The 22,427-nt window shown below is 62.9% G+C and carries 16 protein-coding genes; 6 read left to right on the top strand and 10 right to left on the bottom strand.

All coding sequences use genetic code 11. From position 1 onward, the window contains the following. Window positions 1–29: 29 nt before the first annotated feature. The 3 genes from B6S08_RS01450 to B6S08_RS01440 all read left to right on the top strand — a co-directional run bounded on the left by B6S08_RS01450 (window position 30) and on the right by B6S08_RS01440 (window position 6,819). Window positions 30–1,937, top strand: a complete 1,908-nt coding sequence (locus tag B6S08_RS01450; protein WP_094199011.1) for a PhoX family protein — start codon at window positions 30–32, stop codon at window positions 1,935–1,937. Between the two features lie 182 nt (window positions 1,938–2,119). Next, window positions 2,120–3,169, top strand: coding sequence for an NADP(H)-dependent aldo-keto reductase (locus tag B6S08_RS01445; RefSeq protein ID WP_094199010.1), 1,050 nt, complete (start codon window positions 2,120–2,122; stop codon window positions 3,167–3,169). 122 nt (window positions 3,170–3,291) lie between these two features. Then, complete coding sequence (locus B6S08_RS01440; RefSeq protein WP_094199009.1) at window positions 3,292–6,819, top strand: EAL domain-containing protein; 3,528 nt, start codon at window positions 3,292–3,294, stop codon at window positions 6,817–6,819. Window positions 6,820–6,843: 24 nt separating this feature from the next. On the opposite strand, the gene ccoG is transcribed toward B6S08_RS01440, so the two are convergent. From ccoG to B6S08_RS01425, 3 genes are all read right to left on the bottom strand, one after another. Next, the gene (gene ccoG, locus B6S08_RS01435; RefSeq protein ID WP_094199008.1) at window positions 6,844–8,235 is read right to left on the bottom strand and encodes a cytochrome c oxidase accessory protein CcoG; all 1,392 of its coding nucleotides are present in this window, start codon (window positions 8,233–8,235) and stop codon (window positions 6,844–6,846) included. A 151-nt stretch (window positions 8,236–8,386) separates the two neighbouring features. Next, complete coding sequence (locus B6S08_RS01430) at window positions 8,387–9,796, bottom strand: aminotransferase-like domain-containing protein (protein ID WP_094199007.1); 1,410 nt, start codon at window positions 9,794–9,796, stop codon at window positions 8,387–8,389. 1 nt (window position 9,797) lies between these two features. Then, on the bottom strand, window positions 9,798–10,355 hold the full coding sequence (locus B6S08_RS01425; protein ID WP_094199006.1) for an acyl-CoA thioesterase: 558 nt from the start codon (window positions 10,353–10,355) through the stop codon (window positions 9,798–9,800). Between the two features lie 216 nt (window positions 10,356–10,571). On the opposite strand from B6S08_RS01425, the gene tyrR reads away from it, so the two are divergent. Beyond that, complete coding sequence (gene tyrR, locus B6S08_RS01420; protein ID WP_094199005.1) at window positions 10,572–12,122, top strand: transcriptional regulator TyrR; 1,551 nt, start codon at window positions 10,572–10,574, stop codon at window positions 12,120–12,122. A 107-nt stretch (window positions 12,123–12,229) separates the two neighbouring features. Then, window positions 12,230–13,015 carry an MliC family protein gene (locus tag B6S08_RS01415; RefSeq protein ID WP_094199004.1) on the top strand — a complete coding sequence of 262 codons (786 nt, stop codon included), beginning with the start codon at window positions 12,230–12,232 and terminating at the stop codon, window positions 13,013–13,015. Between the two features lie 57 nt (window positions 13,016–13,072). Here B6S08_RS01415 and B6S08_RS01410 read toward each other — a convergent pair whose 3' ends face one another. The 7 genes from B6S08_RS01410 to glyA all read right to left on the bottom strand — a co-directional run bounded on the left by B6S08_RS01410 (window position 13,073) and on the right by glyA (window position 20,993). Further along, window positions 13,073–13,417, bottom strand: a complete 345-nt coding sequence (locus tag B6S08_RS01410) for a cupin domain-containing protein (RefSeq protein ID WP_094199003.1) — start codon at window positions 13,415–13,417, stop codon at window positions 13,073–13,075. A 51-nt stretch (window positions 13,418–13,468) separates the two neighbouring features. Further along, window positions 13,469–14,335: a formyltetrahydrofolate deformylase gene (gene purU, locus B6S08_RS01405; protein ID WP_094199002.1), complete on the bottom strand. Its 867-nt coding sequence runs from the start codon at window positions 14,333–14,335 to the stop codon at window positions 13,469–13,471. Window positions 14,336–14,489: 154 nt separating this feature from the next. Continuing rightward, window positions 14,490–15,119, bottom strand: coding sequence for a sarcosine oxidase subunit gamma (locus tag B6S08_RS01400; protein WP_094199001.1), 630 nt, complete (start codon window positions 15,117–15,119; stop codon window positions 14,490–14,492). Beyond that, window positions 15,112–18,141 (bottom strand): sarcosine oxidase subunit alpha, encoded by a 3,030-nt coding sequence (locus B6S08_RS01395; protein WP_094199000.1) that lies wholly within the window; start codon window positions 18,139–18,141, stop codon window positions 15,112–15,114. The genes B6S08_RS01400 and B6S08_RS01395 overlap by 8 nt, the downstream gene beginning before the upstream one ends. Beyond that, window positions 18,138–18,425 carry a sarcosine oxidase subunit delta gene (locus B6S08_RS01390; RefSeq protein ID WP_094198999.1) on the bottom strand — a complete coding sequence of 96 codons (288 nt, stop codon included), beginning with the start codon at window positions 18,423–18,425 and terminating at the stop codon, window positions 18,138–18,140. The genes B6S08_RS01395 and B6S08_RS01390 overlap by 4 nt, the downstream gene beginning before the upstream one ends. Before the next feature lie 12 nt (window positions 18,426–18,437). Next, window positions 18,438–19,691, bottom strand: coding sequence for a sarcosine oxidase subunit beta family protein (locus tag B6S08_RS01385; protein WP_094198998.1), 1,254 nt, complete (start codon window positions 19,689–19,691; stop codon window positions 18,438–18,440). Between the two features lie 48 nt (window positions 19,692–19,739). Next, window positions 19,740–20,993, bottom strand: a complete 1,254-nt coding sequence (gene glyA / locus B6S08_RS01380) for a serine hydroxymethyltransferase (RefSeq protein WP_094198997.1) — start codon at window positions 20,991–20,993, stop codon at window positions 19,740–19,742. Window positions 20,994–21,314: 321 nt separating this feature from the next. Between glyA and B6S08_RS01375 the strand changes: the two genes are divergently transcribed. Continuing rightward, entirely contained in the window at window positions 21,315–22,364 is a 1,050-nt protein-coding gene (locus tag B6S08_RS01375; protein ID WP_094198996.1) for a GlxA family transcriptional regulator, read from the top strand. The last annotated feature ends 63 nt before the right edge of the window (window positions 22,365–22,427 follow it).

Raw genomic sequence — 22,427 nt, 5'->3', positions numbered from 1 at the left:
ACCCGCCGTGAGCAAAGGATAATTACAACATGAGTCGCTTTGAACGTCAGGACGAGCTGAACCATCCCCGGAACGAGGTTCCCGAATTTACCCAGCTGGTAGAAAAAGGCCTGAGCCGCCGCCGCTTCCTCGGTGGTGCCGCCGCCCTGGGCGCCGCCGCCTTCTTTACCGTCTCGCCCCTGTCCCGGGCCGTGGCCGCCGCCACCAAGGCAAGCCCGCTGATGGGCTTTGCCCCCGTTCCGGCCAGCACCAAAGACACCATTACCGTACCGGCAGGCTACCAGGTGGAGCGTCTGGTATCCTGGGGCGATCCCCTGTTTGGCACCGTGCCCGAGTTCAGTGAAACCGGCAACAGCGCCGATGCCCAGGCCGGCCAGTTCGGTGACAACAACGACGGCATGAGCTTCTTTGCCCTCGACGACAACACCGCCATTCTGGCGGTCAACAACGAATATTGTAATTACGAAATCATGTTCCCCCACCAGGGCAAGAACATGAGCGCGGACGACGTCAAATGCGCCCAGGCCGCCCACGGCGTGTCCATTATGACCCTGCAAAAGCAGGATGGGCGCTGGCGCCTGACCAAAGACGGCAAATACAACCGCCGCATTCACGCCAATACTCCCATGGCCATCGGCGGCCCGGCCAAAGGCCACCCTCTGCTGCAAACCGCCGCAGACCCCAAGGGCGAGTGGGCGCTGGGCACCTTTAACAACTGCGCCAACGGCATGACGCCCTGGGGCACCTACCTCACCTGTGAGGAAAACTTCAACGGTTACTTCGGCAGCCAGCATGACGCCGACATTACTCCCGCCCAGGCCCGCTATGGCATTGGCCGGGAAGACGCCGGCTGGCAGTGGCATACCCATGACTCGCGCTTTGATCTGGCCGAGCACCCCAACGAGGCCAACCGCTTCGGCTGGGTGGTGGAGATCGACCCCAAGGATCCGGATTCCATGCCGGTCAAGCGCACGGCGCTGGGCCGTTTCAAGCACGAGAATGCCGAGCTGGTCATCGACCAAAGCGGCCATGCCGTGGTGTATCTGGGCGACGATGAGCGCGGCGAGCACCTGTATCGCTTCGTGAGCAAGCACAAATACAACCCCGATGACCAGGCTGCCAACCGCAACCTGCTGGATGAAGGCACCCTCTACGTAGCCAAATTCCACGAAGGCCAGGACGGCGAGCTCAGGGGCAAGGGCGAGTGGCTCGAGCTGACCCATGGCAAGAACGGCCTGACCGCGGAAAACGGCTTTGCCAGCCAGGCCGACGTGCTGATCCATGCTCGCCTGGCCGCCACCCAGGTGGGCGCCACCACCATGGACAGGCCCGAATGGGTAGCGGCTCACCCCCATGAGCCCGTGGTGTTTTGCACCCTGACCAACAACAAGAACCGTGGCGTGCATGACAACCAGCCGGTGGGCGGCCCCAACCCCCGCGCCGAAAACCATTACGGCCAGATCCTGCGCTGGCGCCCGGCCGGTGGCAACCACACCGCCAGTGAGTTTGACTGGGATCTGTTCGTGCTGGCAGGCAACCCGACCGTGCACGGTGAAGGCCTGTACGCCGGCTCCGCCAATATCAACGCCGACAACATGTTCAACAGCCCCGATGGCATCGGCTTTGATCAGGGCGGCAGGCTGTGGATTCAGACCGATGGCAACTACTCCAATCAGGGCGACTTCGCCGGCCAGGGCAACAATCAGATGCTCTGTGCCGATCCCAACAGTGGCGAAATTCGACGTTTCCTCACCGGCCCCGTGGCCTGTGAGGTGACCGGACTGGCCTTTACCCCGGATTACAAAACCCTGTTTGTGGGCATTCAACACCCGGGCGAAGATCTGGCCGGCTCTCACTTCCCCCTGGGTGGCAACAGCAAACCCCGCTCCAGCGTCATGATGATCACTCGGGAAGACGGCGGCATTATCGGCGCCTGATCCACTGAATGACCAAGGGTTAGGAACCGGAAAAATCTGCCTGGTTCCTAACCCTTACGCTTGCGTCTCACTCCTCGCACCAGCCTCACGCCTCCACTCCCAACAGCCTAACCGTGATATCGCCCCTGCTTTACTGGTATGCTGTTTTGCAAAAAACACGCAACCAACCCACGGGGAGCGCTATGCAATACCGAAAACTGGGCAATACCGATATCGACGTCAGCCTCATCGGCCTCGGCACCATGACCTGGGGCGAGCAAAACAGTGAGGCCGAGGCCCACGCCCAGCTCGACATGGCCATGGACCATGGCGTCAACCTCATCGACACCGCCGAGCTCTATCCCATCCCCCCGCGGGAGCACACTCAAGGCGCCACCGAAACCATGATTGGCCACTGGCTGGCGGCCAGGGGCTGCCGTGACCGAGTGGTACTGGCCACCAAGGTGGTGGGCCGGGCCCACGACCCCAAGCGTCCGTCCTACTTTCGCGACGGCAAGCCCATGCTGGACCGGGCCAATATCGTTAAGGCCCTGGATGACAGCCTGCGCCGGCTGCAGACCGACTATGTCGACTTTTATCAGCTGCATTGGCCCGATCGCCGCACCAACATGTTCGGCCAGCTCGGCTTTGAGCAGCTCGACGATGCCGATACCGTGCCCATTGCCGAAACCCTGGCGGTGCTCGACGAGCTGGTCAAGGCCGGCAAAATCCGCCACATTGGCCTGTCCAATGAAACCCCCTGGGGTGTACACCAGTTTCTGCGGGAAGCCGAGCGCCACAACTATCCGCGCATTCAGGGCATTCAGAACCCCTACAACCTGCTCAACCGCACCTATGAAATCGGCCTGTCCGAATTCTCCCTGCGCGAGCAAGTGGGGCTACTGGCCTACTCACCCCTGGCCTTTGGCATGCTCACCGGCAAATACGAAAACGGCGCGCAGCCCGAAGGGGCCCGACTCACCCTGTATAATCGTTTTCAGCGTTACAACGGTGCCGCCTCACGGGCCGCCACCAGCGCCTATGTAGCCCTGGCCCGACAGCATGGCCTTACCCCCACCCAGCTGGCCCAGGCCTTCGTCAACACCCGGCCTTTTGTCACCAGCAACCTGATTGGCGCCACCAGCCTGACCCAGTTGAAGGAAAACCTCGACAGTGTCCATGTGGTGCTGACCGAGGAGCTGCAACAAGGCATTGCCGACATTCATCAGCAATATCCCAACCCGGCACCCTGAACTGCCCGGCCCGTTGTGATAACGGGCCGCTTTTTACGATTAATGTGCCCCCGACATGGTAGTTCGACTCCGGCCCTTGCTACCATTACGGTCTACAAATCAAACAATAACGAGCAGCGGTGATGTTTCTCTCCCCCCCTACCCGCCTTTCTCTGCTGAGCCGGCTGTTGCTGGCCGGCGGCCTGCTGTTTACCGGGCTGGCGGCATGGCAGCTGCAACAAGCCAGCGAGACCCAGGCCGCCAACCGCTTTGCCGCGGTGGCCGATCAGCTCAGCCTCAAGGTGGAGGAACGCCTGTTTGCCTACGCCCTCGTCGGCCGTGGCGGGGTCGCCCTGCACGGGGCATCGGAAGCCATTACCGCGGACGAGTGGCGCCGGTTTACCGAAAGCATGCACGACAACACCGCGCTCAAGGGCATGGAGGAGCTGGGTTTTGCCCGCTTTGTACGCGAGTCCGAACGCCGAGCCCACCTCGCTGAACTGCGCCGTAACCGACTGCCCGAGCACCGTATTCATCCCCCCGGCAAGCGGGACGCCTACGGTTATGTGCTGCACCTCGAGACCTTTGCTCAACACACTTACCACCAGCCGGGCTTTGATCTACTGAGCGACCCCGAGCACCGGCGGGCCATGTTCCAGGCCAGAGACAACGGCCGCCCGGTACTGCTCGGTCATCAACACGCCGAAGGCTCGGGCTACATGATGCTGCAACCGGTCTATGCTCCGGGCCATGCCACCAGCCCTCGCGCCACCCGGTTTCAGGGCTGGGTATTCACCGGTTTCAGCATGTCGGAGTTGATTGGCGGCCTGCTCGAGAACCATCAGCTTGATAACGCCCAGTGGCTGGGCCTGCGGGTCTACAGTGGCAACACCATGACCCCGTCCCGCCTGCTGTTTCAGCAAGGCAGCCCCGGCCGCGCCGCCGGGCCCTTTGTGGAGCGGCGCTTTGTCAATTTCAATGGCCACCAGTGGCTGCTGGTGTTTGAACACCTCGCCCCCGCCCTTGCCGTGGGCTATACCCGCAGCCTGCTGACCCTGGCCGCCGGCCTTACTCTGACCCTGCTGTTGCTGTTACTGCTGCGCTCGACCATGACCACCCGCACTCGGGCCCTGGCACTGGCCGAACAACTGACCGACGAAATCCGCCAGCGTGAACGTCAGGTGGAAAAGCTGCTGAACCGGCTGCAAAACATCGCCGCCCGGGTCCCCGGCGTGGTATTTGAATATCGCTTCGGCACCGATGGCCGCAGTTCCTTTCCCTATGCCAGTGAAGGTATTCGCCAGATCTACGGCATCAGCCCGCAGCAGGCCGCGGAAAGCGCCAACGCCTTTTTTGATGCCATTCACCCCGACGACATGGAGGCGGTCACCGACAGCATGCGGCTGTCGTCCCGCGAGCTCACCCCCTGGCGACATGAGTTTCGAGTGCGCGGCCCGAACGAACAACCCCGCTGGTTGCTGGGCGACGCCCTGCCCCGGCGGGAAACCGACGGTGCCACCAGCTGGTGCGGCGTGCTCACCGATATTACGGTCAACAAACAGACCGAGCTGGCGCTGCAGGCGGCCAGCAATCAGGCCCGCCATTTTCGCGAAGCATTGGATCACGTGCCCTCCTTCATTTACATGAAGGACACCCGCTTCCGCTATACCTACGCCAACCGTGCCGCCCTGGAACTGTTCGGCTGCAATGCCAGCACCCTGCAGGGCAGCCTTGACGAACAGTTTTTTCCCGAGGACGCCGCCCTGCGCGTGCGCGAGTCCGACAGGCGGGTACTGGGCGGCGAGCTCAGCACCGAAGAGGTGGAGATCGTCGGCAAGGATGGCCACAGCACCGTATTCCTCGACATCAAGGCGCCCATCTTTGACGATCCCGAACAGCAAGGCGTGGTCGGCCTGCTCGGCATTCGCACCGACATCACACCGCTGAAAAACAGCGAGCAACAGCTGCGCCAGCTGGCGCAGTTTGACCCGCTTACCAAGCTGCACAACCGGCTGATGCTCTCGGACAGACTGTATCAGGCCATGTCCCAGGCCCGACGCCACGGCCAGTCGCTGGCGGTGGTCTACCTGGATCTGGACGGTTTCAAACACATCAACGACAGCCACGGCCACGCCACCGGCGACAAGGTGCTGGCCACCACGGCCCGGCGCATGAAGGACGCGGTACGCGAAGGTGATACTCTGGCCCGGGTGGGCGGCGACGAATTTGTGGCCATACTGCTGGATTTGCCCGGTGAGGAGTGCGCCCCACTGCTGGAACGCCTGCTGGAGGCCACCGCCCGGCCGGTGACGGTCGGCCATCTTAGACTCAGGGTGACCGCCAGCCTGGGGGTCACTTTTTACCCCCAGGCCGAAGATCTGGCGCCGGATCAGCTACTACGCCAAGCCGATCAGGCCATGTATCAGGCCAAGCTGGCGGGAAAAAACCGCTACCACCTGTTCGACACCGAGCAGGACAGGGACATGCGCAGCCATCATGAAAGCCTGGAGCGCATTCGCACCGCCCTGCAGCGGGGAGAATTCGTGCTTCATTACCAGCCCAAGGTCAACCTGCGCACCGGCGAAGTGCTCGGCACCGAGGCCCTGATCCGCTGGCAGCATCCCGACAAGGGACTGCTGCCGCCTTCCCATTTCCTACCGGCCATCGAGGATCACGCCCTTAGCGTCGACCTGGGCAACTGGGTCATCGACTCGGCCCTGCAACAGCTGCGCGAATGGCGCGGCACCGGGCTGGACTTTCCCGTCAGCGTCAACGTCGGCGCCCGCCAGCTCAGGCAGCCGGACTTTGCCGATCAGCTACGCCGGCTGCTCGGCCACTACCCGGACATCGACCCGGCCATGCTGGAATTGGAGGTACTGGAAACCAGTGCCCTTGGCGATCTGGCACAGATCGCCGAACGGCTGAGCGATTGTCGGGCCCTGGGCGTGGGCCTGTCGCTGGATGACTTTGGAACCGGTTACTCGTCCCTGACCTACCTGAAACGACTACCCGCCTCCACGGTCAAGGTGGATCAGAGCTTCGTGCGCGACATTCTAGAAGACCCGGAGGATCTGACCATACTCGACGGTGTGCTCAGCCTGGCCGATGCCTTTGATTTGCAGGTGTTGGCGGAAGGGGTGGAAACCAAAACCCACGGCGACATGCTGCTGCGCATTGGCTGCGAGCTGGCCCAGGGCTATGGCATCGCTCGGCCCATGCCCGCCGCCGACCTCGCCGGCTGGGTGCAACAATGGCAGCCGGAGCCCCACTGGGCCACCCTGCCAAAGGTGGAGCGGGCCCGCCTGCCCTTGCTGTATGCGGGTATTGAGCATACCGCCTGGCTTGAGTCCGTTCGCACCGCCCTGCACCACCCGGGCCGGGGCTGGCCCGAGTTGAATGCCCAGCAATGCCGGTTCGGACTCTGGTACCACGACTGCGGCACAAAAGAGCAGGAGCGGCTGACTTCCCTAGCCAAACTGCACCGCCAGCTACACGGCCTGGCCACCGAGTTGCGTCAGCTCCATGCCGGCGGCAAACCGCAACAGGCGCGGCTCCGCTTCAACGAACTCCATGAGTTGCACCGGCAGTGGGTGGCAGAGCTTGAACATCAGCTGCAGACTCGCGCCGGCGACAACATCACGCCCCTTCGCCGCCCCCTGAAAAGCGTCTGATGCGGCCGGCAACGCCGGCCGGGCTCAGGGCCGAGGTCCGAAAAAGCGGCTGTCGGTACGGACTTCATCACCCCGGTGGCGCACCACGAACTCAATGGCCTGCACCGGGCGAATCAGGCTGCCGTCGGCCACCGACAGGCTGACCGGCACCAGCCGCATCTCCCCCGGTGCCAGCTGCCATTGCCGCTGACCGCGCCAGTCCGGCTGCACCAGCCCTTCCACCTCCAGCAGTATGGTTTGCGGCTGCTGGGTCTTGTTCGCCACCTTCAGGGTATAGGTGTTTTCAATTCGGCCCGAAAGGGTCTCCCTATACAGCTCATTGCGATCCCGCAACACTTCCAAAGCAAGCGGCTCACGCAGCAGCGCCGCCGCCAACATCAGCCCCAGCATGGCAACCATGACGGCGGCGTAGGCCCACATGCGCAGTCGCCGGCGGGTCACGCCCTGGCCGGCCAGCTCATTTTCGCTGGCGTACCGAATAAGTCCCAGGGGGTAGCCCATGCGGTTCATGGTCTGATCGCAGGCATCAATGCAGGCGCCGCAGTTGATGCACTCGTACTGCAGGCCGTCGCGAATGTCGATGCCCGCCGGACACACCTGCACGCAGAGGTTGCAGTCGATGCAGTCCCCCAGCCCCTGGGCACGGTGATCGGCCTTGCGTGCCCGCGGTCCCCGGGCCTCGCCACGGCCGGCATCGTAGGCGGCGCTCAGGGTATCGGCGTCAAACATGGCCGACTGAAAGCGGGAATAAGGACACATGTGCGTGCACATCAGGGTACGCATCCAGCCCGCGTTGAGGTAGGTACAAAGGGCGAACAACAACACCCAGAAAGTGGGCCAGGCTCCCGCCGACCCCGTCAGCAGGCCGGTGGCCAACTCGGTGGCGGGGGTGAAATAGGCAATAAAGGAGAAACCACTCAGCAGCGCTATCAGCCACCAGATCAGGTGCTTGCCGCCCTTGCGCAACAACGTGTCGACACTCCAGGCTTCCTGATCCCGCCGCCGCCGCCGGTTGGCACTACCTTCCAGCTTTTCTTCCACCCAGATAAACCAGAAGGTCCATACCGTTTGCGGACACAGGTAGCCGCACCAGACCCGTCCCAGCCAGGCGGTGATAAAAAACAGGGCAAAGGCCGCCACCATCAGCAACAGGGCCAGCAAGGTCAGATCCTGAGGCCAGATGGTCATGCCGAACAGGTGAAACCGCTGGGCTTCCCAGTCGAGCAATATTGCCTGGGCACCGTTCCAGCGCAGCCAGGGCCCGGCCAGGAACAGCAGCATCAGCCCCCAGCCCAGCTGGCGGCGCAACCGTTGCCAGCGGCCCTGCTGGGCCCGTACATAGATATGCCCCTGATCACGGGGCCGGGACACGTCGGTACACACCTTGACGTCGATTCGGGAGGAAGTGTCGTTCATAAGGCTCACTTGCGTTGTGGTTCACTCTCCGGCAACAGGCCGGCAGGGTACGCAGTAGAGCACGGGGTAGCCCCTGGCTACATAAACAGTCGAGGCCAAAAAACCATAACAGTTGTGCCGGCCATGCTCAGAAAACCATAACAGTGGCCGTTCAGACCGGGGAAAGCAGTCCCTGTATCAGGACCGCAAGGCGCTCCACCGCCGCTTCGCTGCGGGAGTTCCAGGGCAGTGACACATTGAGCCGAAAGCAGTGCCGAAACTGCTCTCCGGCGGCGAACATGCGCCCCGGGGCTATGGTGATGTCCTCGGCCAGGGCGCGCCGGTAAAGTTCGGTGGCGTCCAGTCCCGGCGGCAGGCTCAGCCACAGAAAGTAACCACCCCGGCTGGCATGCACTCGCACTTCGGCCGGAAGGTGCCGGCACAGGGCCTGGTAAAACCGCTGCTTGCGCCGGGCCAGTTCACGCCTGAGGGTATGCAGGTGGCGGTCGTAATGGTGGGATCCCAGGTAGTCGGCCAGTGCCAGCTGCATGGGTGCACTGGTCGTCAGGGTGCTCATCAGCTGCAGCCGCTGAATCGCCGGGGCTCGGGCCCCCGCCGCCACCCAGCCGATGCGCAGGCCCGAAGCCAGGGTCTTGGAAAAGGAAGAACAGTGCAGCACACCCTCATCCTGGGCCCGCAGCGGCAACGGCGCCTGCTCGCCGTGATAGAGCTCGGCATAGACATCATCCTCGACCAGGGGCACGCCGTGGCGGTTAAGCAGCGCCAGCAACCGGGTGCGCGCCTCCCCGTCCAGACTGGCTCCCAGCGGGTTCTGACAATGACTCATCAGCCAGCAGGCCCTGACCGGGTAACGCCCCAGGGCATCGGCCAGGGCGTCCAGATCCAGCCCCCGCTCCGAGTCCACCGGCACCGCCAGCGCCTTCAGCTGCAGGCGTTCAATCGCCTGCAGGGCACCATAAAACGCCGGCGCCTCCACCACCACCCAGTCTCCGGGCCGGGTCAGCGCCTGCAGACTCAGGTTGAGGGCCTCCAGTGCCCCCGAGGTGATCACGATGTCGTCCGGCGACACCGCCATGCCCCGGGCCGCATAGCGCCGGGCCAGGGCCCGGCGCAGCTCGGCACAGCCCGGCGGCAACACCAGTTGCTGGGCCGGATCCAGCCGCCGGGCCACCCGGCTCAGGGAGCGCGCCAGCTGTTCCCGCGGAAACAGCGAGGAATGGGGAAAGGCCGAGCCAAAGGCGACGCAGTCGGGCCGCTGGCCCGCCTGCAATACATTGAAGATAAAGGCGTTGATGTCCACCGACTCGGCGGCATGCAGGGCCGGCCGGGCGGCGTGGGCCGGACTGTGCTGGCGCGGCGCCACCCGGTAGCCGGACTGGGGCTGTGCCAGTATCCAGCCCTCGCTTTCCAGCAACTGATAAGCGCTGTGCACCGTCATCAGGCTGAAGCCGGAACGGCCGGCGGTTTCCCGCAAGGAGGGCAGCCGATCGCCGGGCTGCCAGATACCAGACTCAATTTGTTCCTGTATCTGGCGCGCCAACCGGCGGTACTTGCTGCTCACCTCACAGCGCCAGCTGGCAGTTTTCTCCTTCCAGCTCGGCCCTTTCCTGATCCAGGCTCAGGGCCTGGCGCAGATCGGCAATCTCCTGCTGGTGGGCCCGGCGCAGCTTCTTGCGCAGCTTGCCCATGACGAAGCGACGAATTTCCTGCTCGTCTTCCAGCACCAGGCCGGGCACCGAGGTGGGCTTGCGGGTCTGCTCATCCAGCGCCACCATGGTGAAATAGGAGGTGTTGGTGTGCTTGACGATGCCCTTTTTAAAGTCTTCCGACACCACCTTGATACCCACCTCCATCGAGCTCTTGCCGACGTAGTTGACCGACGCGTACAGGGTCAGCAGCTCACCCACTTCCACCGGGTTGAGAAAGTCCACCGAATCGACCGAGGCGGTCACACAATAGCCCTTGGCATGGCTGGCGGCGCAAGTGTAGGCAATCTTGTCCATCAGCGACAAAATAATGCCACCGTGCACCTTGCCGCCGAAATTGGCATAGGAAGGCACCATCAGTTCCTTGAGGATCACCTGGGACGACTTGACCGTACTGAAAACCGCTTCGCTCATTACTTCACCTGAAAAATACTTGCTGTTTTTGATATTGAATAGCGTGCAGGTGCCACGACCACCGCACGGACCGGCAAGCATGGACGAACCGGGCCCCGAGGTAAACCTTCAACGGCGGCAAAAAGCGGCTTTGTCACGTTTTATGCCGACTTCATTCGCCTGCCGGTCTTAGTGTAAGGTATTATTTACAGCCTGTTCACCCTGTCATTCCTTTCCATGCGCCTGAAAGTAAATTGTGAAGACCGCCTGGGCCTGACCCGGGAGCTGCTCAACATTCTGGTGGAGCACCGCATCGACCTGCGCGGCATCGAGATCGACACCAGCGGCATTATCTATCTCAACTTTCCCGCCCTCGCCTTTGCCGAGCTGCAGCACCTGATGCCGGCCATTCGTCGCCTGCCGGGGGTGCACGACGTGCAGACCATCGCCTGCATGCCCTCGGAGCAGGAGCACAACGCCATTGCCGCCCTGCTCAAGGTGCTGCCCGACGCCGTGGTGGCGGTGGATGTAAAAGGCCGCATCACCTTGGCCAACGACGCCGCCTGCGCCCTGCTCGACCAGCCCCAGGCCCAGTTGCTGCAGCAGCCCCTGGGCCCTCGGCTGAAAGGCGTCTTTGTCAGCCGCTGGCTGGAGCAGGACCAGCCTCGACCGCTCAGTGAAAAGGTTACCATTGAAGGCCAACCCTGGCTGGCGGACTTTCTGCCCATCTGGGTGACCGAAGAGTCGGGCGAGCAGAGCCTGGCCGGCGCCGTGGTGGTGTTCAAGTCGGCCTGGCGCATCGGCCAGCACTTCAAGGCCATGCGCCATCGGGAGTCCACGCATTTCGACGACTTTATCGCCCACAGCCCGGCCATGATCGAGCTGCTGCGGGAAGCCCGCCGGCTGGCGGTGTTGGATGCGCCCCTGCTGATCCAGGGGGAAACCGGCACCGGCAAGGAACAGCTGGCCCGCGCCTGTCACCGGGCCAGCCTGCGCGGTGAAGGCCCCTTTATGCTGCTCAACTGTGCCGCCATTCCCGACGACGCCGCCGAGAACGAACTGTTCGGCTATGCCCCCGGGGCCTTTGGCAACAATGAAAAGGGCAAGCGCGGCGTGCTGGAGCAGGCCAACGGCGGCACCCTGCTGCTGGACGAAATCGGCGAGATGTCGCCGCTGCTGCAGCGCAAACTGCTCAGGGTGCTGCAGGATGGCGTGTTTCGCAGGCTGGGGGACGAGCAGGAGGTCAAGGTGGACATTCGGGTGATCTGCACCAGCCAGCAGGATCTTGCCACCCTGGTGCAACAGGGCCTGTTTCGCCAGGATCTGTTCTATCGGCTCAACGTGCTCAACCTGCGGGTGCCCTCGCTGCGGGAGCGGCAAAAGGACATTCTGCCCCTGGCCCGGCACCTGTGCACCCGCTACGCCGCCGAGCTGGAGCGGCCCCAGCCCCGGCTGTCGACCAGGCTGGCGGACTACCTGCAGCATTACCCCTGGCCCGGCAACGTGCGCCAGCTCGGCAACTGCCTGTACCGGGCGATCAGCCTGCTGGAAGGAGACGAACTGGATATCAATGATTTGGCGCTGCCGGAGCAAAGCGGCCTGCCGGGGCTGGATGCCCTGTGCGAAGGCTCGCTGGAAGAGGCGGTCAAGGGCTTTGAGCGCCTGCTGCTGGCCCGGCTGTATCCGGAATACCCGTCCAGCCGGTTGTTGGCCAAACGCCTGGGCATCTCTCACACCGCCGTGGCCAACAAGCTCAGGGATCACGGCATCGGCAAACACAAAAAATAAGGTGTTGGAGCGCGGACAACTCGCCCGCATTAGCTCCCTCATGGTGCTCAATGTCCACGCGCCAATTTGCAGGCTCGCAGCCTGCGCTCCAATGAGAGGTTCTCGTCATGAAACACGGGTTATTACTGCTGATATTTGCCGCCTTGCCTGTCTGGGCCCAAGGCGCCCCACTGTGTTCCCCCGAGTGGGCGCAATGGGTCGAGAAAAAGGTCCATACCGGTGACGGCCAGGGTCACGGCCCCGACACCGGCTCCGAGGAATGGAAATCGGTGGTGGAATTTCACTTAGGAATCCGGGGTCAAAGCAATGTTCCCGAGCGCAACGGCCAAGCCTGGTGTGCGTATATCGATACCCTGCTCAAGCAGGGCCCGTCGTATAACTGTGACGATATTCATCCCGACAGTATCGAAGCGATGATCTGCACCGATGCCGGCCTGGCGGCCCAGGACCGAAAACTGGCCGGGATCTACCAGCAGGCGCTGGCCAAGGCTGCCAACGAACAGCCCTCCACGCTCAAGGCCGAGCAACGGGGCTGGATCAAAGGCCGCAATGAATGCTGGAAAAACGAAGACAAGCAGGCTTGCGTGCAGCAGCAGTACCGACTGCGAACCACCGAACTGCAGGCCCGCTACCGACTGGTGCCCGAGCGCGGCCCGTTCCGTTTCGCCTGTGACGGAACCCCCGCCAACGAGGTGGTCGTTACTTTCTACGAGACCGAGCCTGCAACCTTGATCGCCGAATACGGCGACAGCGTGTCACTGATGTATGCTCAGCCGGCCGCCAGCGGCAGCCGCTACCAGGGCCGTAACGAAAGCTTCTGGGAGCACCGGGGGGAAACCATGATCCAGTGGGGATATGACGCCTCGGAAATGCGCTGCAAGCCGGTAAACTAAACCAACAAAAAAGGCCTGCGCAAGGCAGGCCGAAAACAGGACTGGAATGTTGCCCGATCAGGCAAACACGAAATATTTACGTACGGTTTCCACCACTTCCCAGGTGCCCTGAAAGCCCGGCTCCACCACGAAGATGTCGCCGGCCTTGAGGTGAATGGGCTCGCCACCTTCGGGGGTGAGAATGCAGTAGCCTTCGCGGAAGTCACAGTATTCCCACTTGGTGTAGTTCACCGCCCACTTGCCCGGGGTGCAGATCCAGGTACCCATGATCTTGCTGCCGTCTTCCGAGGTGTAGGCGTTGAGGTTAACGGTATGCGGGTCACCGGACAGTTTTTCCCACTTAGTGGCATCCAGCAGCACCTGAGGCTGGGTATCGCGCAGTACCGTGATTTTCTGAGACATGATGGCTCCTTTTACATGCCGAATGCTGAGCATTCGAGGGGTCAATGAGTGTCAGCTGCCCAGTACCACCGTCTTGCCCTGGTACATGAACACTCGCTTTTCAATGTGATACTGAACCGCTCGGGCCAGGGTCACGCATTCAATGTCGCGGCCCTTGGCCACCAGCTCTTCGGGGTAATGGCTGTGATCCACCGCCTGCACCCCCTGAGTAATGATGGGGCCCTCGTCCAGCTCGTTGTTGATGTAGTGGGCCGTGGCCCCTACCAGTTTCACCCCCTTGGCGTAGGCCTGGTGGTAGGGCTGGGCGCCCTTGAACCCGGGCAGCAGGGAGTGATGAATGTTGATGGCGCGGCCGGACAGCTTGTCGCACAGATCCGGGCTCAGCACCTGCATGTAGCGCGCCAGCACCACCAGATCCGCGTTGGACTCCTGCACAATCTTCCACAACTGGGCTTCCTGCTGCGCCTTGGTATCGGCCGTGATCGGCAGGTGGTAGTAGGGAATATGATGCCAGTCGGCCAGCCGTTGCAGATCCGGGTGATTGGAGATAATGGCCGGAATCTCGATGGCCAGCTGGCCGGTGCGGTAGCGATACAGCAGATCGTTGAGGCAGTGATCAAACTTGGAGACCAGGATCACCACATTGGGCCGGCGGCTGCGCTCGGTCAGTTCCCAGTCCATGCCGTATTTGTCGGCCCGGGACGCAAAGCCGTCGCGAAACGCCGCTTCATCAAACTCGCCCTGCTCGGGCCGGCGAAACTCCACGCGAATAAAGAAACGGCCGGCGCGGGCGTCGTCAAAGGTCTGCATGTCCGCCACATAGCACTGCTGCTGATACAGGTAGCCGGTGACCGCATCCACGGTGCCCAGCCGGCTCTCGCAGCTGGCGGTGAGGATATAGCTGTCTTGCTGATTCATGCCGTGCCTCCCATGGCGGTGTGTATTTGGTGACCGCGGACTCAACCCATCCGCGGCCCTGAGATGGCCCCCGCCTCGGCGGGGGGACTGACGGCGAGCAAGGGTAGTGCCGCCGTTGTCATTCCCGCACCGCGGGAACCCGGGCGCTTCGCCCTTACTTGCCGATCACCAGGCCGTATTCCCGGCTGGCGTCCTGCAGCCACATCCACAGATAGTCGGAGAAACTGCGGCGAATCACCAGCTCGAAACTGTCGGCGCCGGTGCGGCGCAGCAGTACGCCGGCCTTGGCGAACACGGTGCCCACACACTTGCCGGTGGGCAGGCTGGACGGGTGCACGTCATAGGGACATGACTTGCGGATCACCATCTCCGCCTTGGGACCGGACAGCTCCAGCACGGTCTGGCCGCCGCTCACGTCGGTAATGGCATAGTGACCGGACAGCTGCTCGCGCAGGCTCTGCTGCAGGCGGCCTTCCTGACCGCCCTCGGTAATGATCAGCCACTCATCGGGCGCCAGCCACTGCACCAGCACCTTGTCGTTCTCGACGGAGCTGCAGGCCTGGGTGGGCAGCGCCACGCCCAGCACCTTTTCCACGGTTTTGGCGAACAGCTCGTTGCCGGCGTTGCCGCGCAGCACCAGGTGGCCCAGGAACGGCTTCTCGCGCAGCACCACCTCACCCTGCTGATCCTGCTTGGCCAGCGCTTCCAGGTTGGCGTGATACAGCGGGGATTCCACCCGCACCTGGCGTTCTACCTCTTTCAGTTTGGCGGTGTTGTTAGACATGCTGACGCTCTCCTTTGGGATCATAGAAAATCGGGCTGGTGATTTCGGCTTCCAGCACCCGGCCGTCGGCCAGCGGGCAGTACACGGTTTGGCCCATTCGGTTCAGGCCGTCCTTGACCAGACCCATGGCGATGTTGTGGCCCAGGTTGGCGCTGTAGTAGCTGGACGACACATGACCTACCATGGGCATCGGCAGCGGATGGTTGGGGTCCAGCACGATCTGGGCACCTTCCGGAATCACGGTTTTGGCTTCCTTGCACTTAAGCCCCACCATCTGTTTGCGATCGGTGCGGGCGGTGTCTTCCCGGCTCCAGGAACGCTGGCCGATGAAGGGGAACGGCTTGTTCTTGCCCACACACCAGTTCATGTTCAGATCCTGCGGCGTCACCGAACCGTCGGTGTCCTGACCCACGATGATGAAGCCCTTCTCGGCCCGCAACACGTGCATGGTTTCGGTGCCGTAGGGGGTGATGTTGAACTCGGCACCCGCTTCCATCACTGCTTCCCACACGTGCATGCCGTAGTTGGCCTGCACGTTGATCTCAAAGCTCAGCTCACCGGTAAAGGAGATGCGGAAGATGCGCCCCTTCACGCCGGCGATGGTGGCGTCCTTCCAGGTCATAAAGGGAAAGGCGTCGCCGCTCAGATCCACGTCTGCACAGACCTTTTCCAACACCTTACGGCTGTTGGGGCCGGATACCGTCATGGTGGCCCAGTGGTCGGTCACGGAAGTGAAATACACCTCCAGCTCCGGCCACTCGGTCTGGTGCCACAGCTCCAGCCACTGCAGCACGCCCGCGGCGCCGCCGGTGGTGGTGGTCATGATGAAGTGTTCGTCGGTGATGCAGGAGGTCACCCCATCGTCGAACACCATGCCGTCTTCCTTACACATCAGGCCGTAGCGGCAGAAACCGGGATTGAGCTTGGCCCAGGCGTTGGTGTAGATGCGCTGCAGGAATTCCCGGGCGTCAGGGCCCTGAATGTCGATCTTGCCCAGGGTGGAGGCATCGAGAATGCCCACGCTGGTGCGGGTGGCCACACACTCGCGGTTAACCGCCTGGTGCATGTCTTCGCCCGCCTTGGGGAAGTACCAGGGACGCTTCCACTGGCCCACGTCCTCGAACTCGGCGCCGTTTTTCACGTGCCAGGCGTGCATGGCGCTAAACCGAGCCGGATCGAACAGGTGGCCCGCGTCACGGCCGGCAAAGGCGCCCATGGTGATCGGGGTGTAGTTCGGGCGGAATATGGTGGTACCGGTTTCCGGAATGCTCTTGCCCATGGCATTGGCGGCAATGGCCATGCCGTTGATATTGCCGAGCTTGCCCTGATCGGTACCAAAACCCATGGCGGTGTAACGCTTGATGTGCTCGATGGACTCAAAGCCTTCGCGCACGGCCAGCTCGATACCGGCGGCGGTCACGTCGTTCTGGTAGTCGACGAACTGCTTGGGCGCCCGGCTCACGGCACGGCTGTGAGGCACCAGGAACAGGGGCTGGGCCTGATCTTCGCGGGGATCCGTGGTGTTGACGTCGGCATCCACCACCTGGGCGGCCAGTTCGCCATAGCCGGTGGCCTCGGCGGCTTCACGGCCGGCCTTGAGGCCTTCGTTGAGTACGGCAGACAGGCCATAGGTGCCCTGCACGCCGCCGGCCAGCAACTGCTTCTGCACGGTTTCACCGGGCACAAAGCCGATGACGTCGGCGTTCCATACCGGGCGAGAGCCGGTGTGGGCGGTCAGGTGCACCACCGGACTCCAGCCACCGGAGGTGGCGATGGTGTCACAGCTCAGGGACACGGCGTCGCCGGTCACCCGGCTGCCGTCGCTGGTGATGGGGGCCACTTTGGCGCCGTTCACCCGCTTCTTGCCGGTGGCTTCAATCAGGCCGTGGCCGGTGTAAATCTTGACGCCACGGGACTTCAGCTGCTGGTAGCGATCGCCGCTGGGGTTGGCGCGGCTGTCCACCACCGCCACCACTTCACGGCCGGCGTCCAGCCAGTCGATGGCGGCCTGATAGCCGTAATCGTTGCAGGTCATCAGCACCAGGCGCTCACCCGGGGCCACGCCGTAGCGATTGACGTAGGTGGACAAGGCGCTGGCCACGAAGCAGCCGGGCAGATCGTTGTTGGCAAATACCAGCGGACGCTCCTGGGCACCGGTGGCCAGCACCACGCGGCCGGCGCGAATGCGGTGCAGGCGCTGGCGGGTCTTGCCGGACACACGCTCACCCAGGTGATCGGTACGACGCTCCAGCACGGAGACGAAGTTCTGATCGTAATAGCCGGAGGCGATGCTGCGGGGCAGCAGGGTGACGTCGGGCAGGTTTTCCAGCTCTTTCACGGCCGCTTCAACCCAGGCGGCCGGGGCCTGGCCGTTGATTTTCTGAGTGCCGTGCAGCAGGTGACCGCCAAACTCGTTCTGCTCGTCCACCAGGATCACGCGGGCGCCACGGCGACCGGCGGCCAGGGCCGCGGTCAGGCCGGCGGCACCGCCCCCTACCACCAGCACGTCACAGTGATGGTTGAGCTTGTCATAGGTATCCGGGTCCCGCTCGTTGGGCACGCGACCCAGGCCGGCGGCCTTGCGGATCAGGTGCTCATACTTGGGCCACATGGACTGGGGGTACATAAAGGTTTTGTAGTAGAAGCCGGGGGGCATCATGCTGCCACCGAGCTTGCCCATCACCCCCATGATGTCCTTGTCGACGTTCGGCCAGCCGTTGGTGCTGGCGGCGGTCAGGCCGTCATAGAGCTCGGCCTGGGTGCCGCGAATGTTGGGAATCATGGTGGCTTCGGAACTGCCCACCTGCAGAATGCAGTTCGGCTCGTCGGCGCCGGCGGCCATGATGCCGCGCGGACGGGAATACTTGAACGAACGACCGACCACGTCCACACCGTTGGCCAGCAGGGCCGAGGCGATGGTGTCACCGGCCAGGCCCTGATAGCGCTTGCCGTTGAAAATAAAGTTGAGCGGCTTGCCGGCGTCTACCCGGCCCTTGCCCTGAATGCGGTTCTGCTGGCTCATGACTGGCCTCCTTGCTGCGGCTGTTCGTCCACCTTGTAGGTTTCCTTGATTTCATAGGTCACGGTGTGCCGGGTGGCGTTAAAGAACTTGCGGCAACCGGCGGCGTGATACCACATCTCGTGATGCAGGCCACGCACGTTCTTGCGCATGAACAGATACTCGGCCCATTCGGCATCACTCAGCGCATTGGGATCGGCCGGGCGGGCAATGTGCGCCTCGCCAGCGTAGTGAAACTCTTCTTCTTCCCGGTACTCGCCGCAGTGCGGACAATAAATGTGCAACATTGTCTCTCTCCTTTAGTGGGCTACGCCGGCTGCGCCGTGCTCGTCGATCAGGTGGCCGCTGACAAAACGGTCAACATTGAACGGTTTCGCCAGTGGGTGCGGGTCGTCCTTGGCAATGGTGTGGGCGAACACGTTGCCCGAGCCCGGGGTGGCCTTGAAGCCGCCGGTGCCCCAACCGCAGTTGAAATACAGGCCCTTGATGTGGGTCTTGGAAATAATCGGACAGGCATCCGGACAGGTGTCCACAATGCCGCCCCAGGTCCGGTTCAGGCGAACCCGGCTGAAGATCGGGAACATTTCCACAATGGCCGCCATGGTGTGCTCCACCACCGGGAAGGAGCCGCGCTGGCCGTAACCCAGATAGCTGTCGATGCCGGCGCCGATCACCAGATCGCCCTTGTCGGACTGGGACACATAGCCGTGCACGTGGTTGGACATCACCACGGTGTCGAGAATGGGCTTGACCGGCTCGGATACCATGGCCTGCAGCGGGTGGGATTCCAGCGGCAGCTTCATGCCCACCATGTTGGCCATGACGCCGGAGTTGCCGGCGGTCACGCAGGCCACCTTGGGCGCCTTGATAAAGCCGCGGGTGGTGTCCACGCCGGTGACGGCGCCGTTTTCACGGCGAATGCCGGTGACTTCGGTCTGCTGAATCAGGTGCACGCCCATGGCGTCGGCGGCGCGGGCAAAGCCCCAGGCCACGGCGTCGTGACGGGCGGTGCCGCCCCGGGCCTGCCATGAGGCGCCCAGCACCGGATAACGGGCGTTCTTGGAGCAATCCAGAATGGGCACCAGATCCTGCACCTGCTGGGTGTTGAGTACTTCACTGTCGATGCCGTTCAGGCGGTTGGCGTTGACCCGGCGCTCGATGTCGCGCATGTCCTGCAGGGTATGCCCCAGGTTGAGCACACCGCGCTGGCTGAACATCAGGTTGTAGTTCAGATCCTGGGCCAGGCCTTCCCACAGTTTCATGGAGTGCTCGTAGAGCCAGGCCGCCTCGTCCCACAGGTAGTTGGAACGCACGATAGTGGTGTTACGAGCGGTGTTGCCGCCGCCCAGGTAACCCTTTTCAATCACCGCCACATTGGTGATGCCGTGCTCCTTGGCCAGGTAGTAGGCCGTGGCCAGGCCGTGGCCGCCGCCACCCACGATAATAACGTCGTAGCCTTCGTGCTTGGGCGTGGGGTTGCGCCACACTTTCTGCCAGTTCTCGTGGTGGGTCAGGGCGTGCTTGAGCAGCCCGAATCCTGAATATTTCTGCATTGTGGTCACCTGTTGATTGAAGTCCGTGTCCTGATGGGGTTGAACCGCTTAGCGATACACCGGGAAGTAGCTGCAAAGGCTGGCTACCTGGTCCTTGACCGAGATGATCACGTCCGGGTCGTCCATGTGTTCGAGAATGTCGCAGATCCAACCCGCCAGCTGGCGGCAGTGCTCGGCCTTGAAACCGCGGCTGGTTACCGCCGGGGTGCCGATGCGCAGGCCCGAGGTCACGAAGGGCGGCTGCGGGTCATTGGGCACGGCATTCTTGTTGACGGTAATGTTGGCCTCGCCCAGCACCCGATCCGCGTCCTTGCCGGTAATGCCCCGGGCGGACAAATCAAGCAGGAACAGGTGGTTTTCGGTACCGTTCGACACCACGTCAAAACCGCGCTTCTGAAATACTTCCACCATGGCCTGGGCGTTTTCCACCACAGCGCGCTGGTAGTCGCCAAATTCCGGCTTGAGCGCCTCGGCAAAGGCCACCGCCTTGGCGGCGATCGCGTGCATCAGCGGGCCACCCTGGCCACCGGGGAACACGGCGCCGTTGAGCTTCTTTTCCAGCTCGGGGTTGGCTTTGGCCAGGATCAGGCCGCCACGGGGGCCGCGCAGGGTCTTGTGGGTGGTGGTGGTCACCACGTCGGCAAAAGGCACCGGGTTGGGATAGACACCGGCGGCCACCAGGCCGGCCACGTGGGCCATGTCCACGAACAAATAGGCCCCGACCTTGTCGGCGATGGCGCGAAAACGGGACCAGTCCATGATCTGGGAGTAGGCGGAAAAACCGGCCACGATCATGGTCGGCTTGTGCTCCAGGGCCAGCCGCTCGACCTGGTCGTAGTCCACCTCGCCGGTGGTATCGTTCAGGCCATACTGCACGGCGTTATAGATCTTGCCGGAGAAGCTCACCTTGGCCCCGTGGGTCAGGTGACCACCGTGGGCCAGGCTCATGCCCAGCACGGTGTCGCCGGGGGCACACAGGGCCATGTAAACGGCGGCATTGGCCTGGGAGCCGGAGTGGGGCTGAACGTTGGCGTAGTCGGCGCCGAACAGTTCCTTGGCGCGATCGATGGCCAGCTGTTCAACCTTGTCTACCGCCTCGCAACCGCCGTAATAGCGCTTGCCCGGGTAGCCTTCCGCATATTTGTTGGTGAGCACCGAGCCTTGCGCTTCCATCACCGCCGGGCTGGTGTAGTTTTCCGAAGCAATCAGCTCAATGTGCTGCTCCTGGCGCGTGGCCTCTTCTTCCATGGCCGACCACAGGGCCGGATCGATATCCTGAATGCGGACTTGTCTGTTGAACATGTCTTGACCTCCTTGCTCGCGCCGGGCTCCGCCCGGTCCTTGTTCATCCATTCGGCACCCGTTTCGGGCCTGCCGAAAGTGCTTTTAGCGCATACTACTGCCGCCCCTGACGGGAAAGATGATTGGTAGCGGCTCAATACTGCGTATTTGCGACAACACCTCACATTTGAGCAACATTCGTGATCGGGGTCCGTCGTCGCTACCATGGCCGTCTTGAGGAGCAAAGGGTGCAAAGCCCGCCCCGGCACGGTAAACTGCGGTTAACACGCCGTTACGCACCGGTGACGCCATTTGTCACCCTGCCCCGATTCACGCAAAACCATGTCTCAAGTCAGCGAAAAACGTCATTTCAGCCATCGGCTGCGCGATACCAACAGTGCCTTTCTGCCCGCCCGCGCCGCCGGCAATGCGCCGGTACGGGTCGGTTTTGTATTGCTGCCCCATTTTTCCATGATGGCCTTTACCGCCGCCGTCGACGCCCTGGTGACCGCCAACCTGGTGCAGTCCACCCCCCTGTTCACCATTACCAGCTATGGCCTGCACAGCACCACGGTGCGCAGTGATCTGGCCATCGACATTTCCGCCAATCACACCCTGGAAGCCCTGCCCCTGGAAGGGGACGACGCCCTCGATGTGGTGGTGGTGTGCGGCGGCTTTCGCTGCGAACTGTCCGAGCATGCGGCGCTGTCTCGCAAGCTGAGGCTGGCCCACCGCAAGGAAAAGGTGCTGGCGGGGTTGTGGAACGGCGCCGTGGCCCTGGCGTATGCCGGCACCCTGGACGGACTGTGCTGCGCCATTCATCCCGACAACCACAGCTTTGCCCGGGAGCGCTTTTCCCAGGTGGAGGTCTCTAATCAGGCCATGGTGGTGGACGCCCGCACCCTGACCTGCGCCGGCCCCAGCAGCGCCCTGGAAATGATGCTGATGATGATTGAACGGCTGCACGGCCCCGATACCGTGCGCGCCATTCGCGAAATTCTGAGCAGCGACCGCCTCGCCGACGACAGCGAAACCCGGCTCACCCTGGCGGAAAACGATCCCACCCTGCCCGGGGCGCTCAGGGATCTGCTGCGACTGATGAACAGCAATATCGAGGAGCCGCTGGGCATCGAGGAGCTGGCCGGTTATGTGAATCTGTCGCGGCGTCGAGTGGAGCGGCTGTTTCAGACCCACCTGCAAACCACGCCCTCGCGCTATTACCTGGAGTTGCGCATTACCCAGGCGCGCCGGCTGCTGCTGCAAAGCGACGACAGCATCGCCAACATCGCCGTGGCCTGTGGTTTTGCCAGCTCCACCCACTTCAGCCACTGCTTCAAGGACTTCTTCGGGGTCTCCCCCAGCCAGGCCCGGCAGTTGCGGCGCAGCGCCTGAGCGCGTTGACAGTCCGCGACGGCGGTGATAGAAGTGCCGGCTCTCAGTACACAGGAAAGGCGT

The organism is Oceanimonas doudoroffii, assembly GCF_002242685.1.
GTDB lineage: Bacteria > Pseudomonadota > Gammaproteobacteria > Enterobacterales > Aeromonadaceae > Oceanimonas > Oceanimonas doudoroffii.
This window is presented reverse-complemented; position numbering and strand designations above follow the sequence as displayed.

Bases quoted from the DNA above. Each gene is read 5' to 3' on its own strand.
- B6S08_RS01400 (WP_094199001.1), bottom strand. From the start codon at position 15,119: ATGTCTAACAACACCGCCAAACTGAAAGAGGTAGAACGCCAGGTGCGG.
- B6S08_RS01440 (WP_094199009.1), top strand. From the start codon at position 3,292: ATGTTTCTCTCCCCCCCTACCCGCCTTTCTCTGCTGAGCCGGCTGTTG.
- B6S08_RS01425 (WP_094199006.1), bottom strand. From the start codon at position 10,355: ATGAGCGAAGCGGTTTTCAGTACGGTCAAGTCGTCCCAGGTGATCCTC.
- ccoG (WP_094199008.1), bottom strand. From the start codon at position 8,235: ATGAACGACACTTCCTCCCGAATCGACGTCAAGGTGTGTACCGACGTG.
- glyA (WP_094198997.1), bottom strand. From the start codon at position 20,993: ATGTTCAACAGACAAGTCCGCATTCAGGATATCGATCCGGCCCTGTGG.
- purU (WP_094199002.1), bottom strand. From the start codon at position 14,335: ATGAATCAGCAAGACAGCTATATCCTCACCGCCAGCTGCGAGAGCCGG.
- B6S08_RS01445 (WP_094199010.1), top strand. From the start codon at position 2,120: ATGCAATACCGAAAACTGGGCAATACCGATATCGACGTCAGCCTCATC.
- B6S08_RS01415 (WP_094199004.1), top strand. From the start codon at position 12,230: ATGAAACACGGGTTATTACTGCTGATATTTGCCGCCTTGCCTGTCTGG.
- B6S08_RS01385 (WP_094198998.1), bottom strand. From the start codon at position 19,691: ATGCAGAAATATTCAGGATTCGGGCTGCTCAAGCACGCCCTGACCCAC.
- tyrR (WP_094199005.1), top strand. From the start codon at position 10,572: ATGCGCCTGAAAGTAAATTGTGAAGACCGCCTGGGCCTGACCCGGGAG.
- B6S08_RS01395 (WP_094199000.1), bottom strand. From the start codon at position 18,141: ATGAGCCAGCAGAACCGCATTCAGGGCAAGGGCCGGGTAGACGCCGGC.
- B6S08_RS01410 (WP_094199003.1), bottom strand. From the start codon at position 13,417: ATGTCTCAGAAAATCACGGTACTGCGCGATACCCAGCCTCAGGTGCTG.
- B6S08_RS01450 (WP_094199011.1), top strand. From the start codon at position 30: ATGAGTCGCTTTGAACGTCAGGACGAGCTGAACCATCCCCGGAACGAG.
- B6S08_RS01375 (WP_094198996.1), top strand. From the start codon at position 21,315: ATGTCTCAAGTCAGCGAAAAACGTCATTTCAGCCATCGGCTGCGCGAT.
- B6S08_RS01390 (WP_094198999.1), bottom strand. From the start codon at position 18,425: ATGTTGCACATTTATTGTCCGCACTGCGGCGAGTACCGGGAAGAAGAA.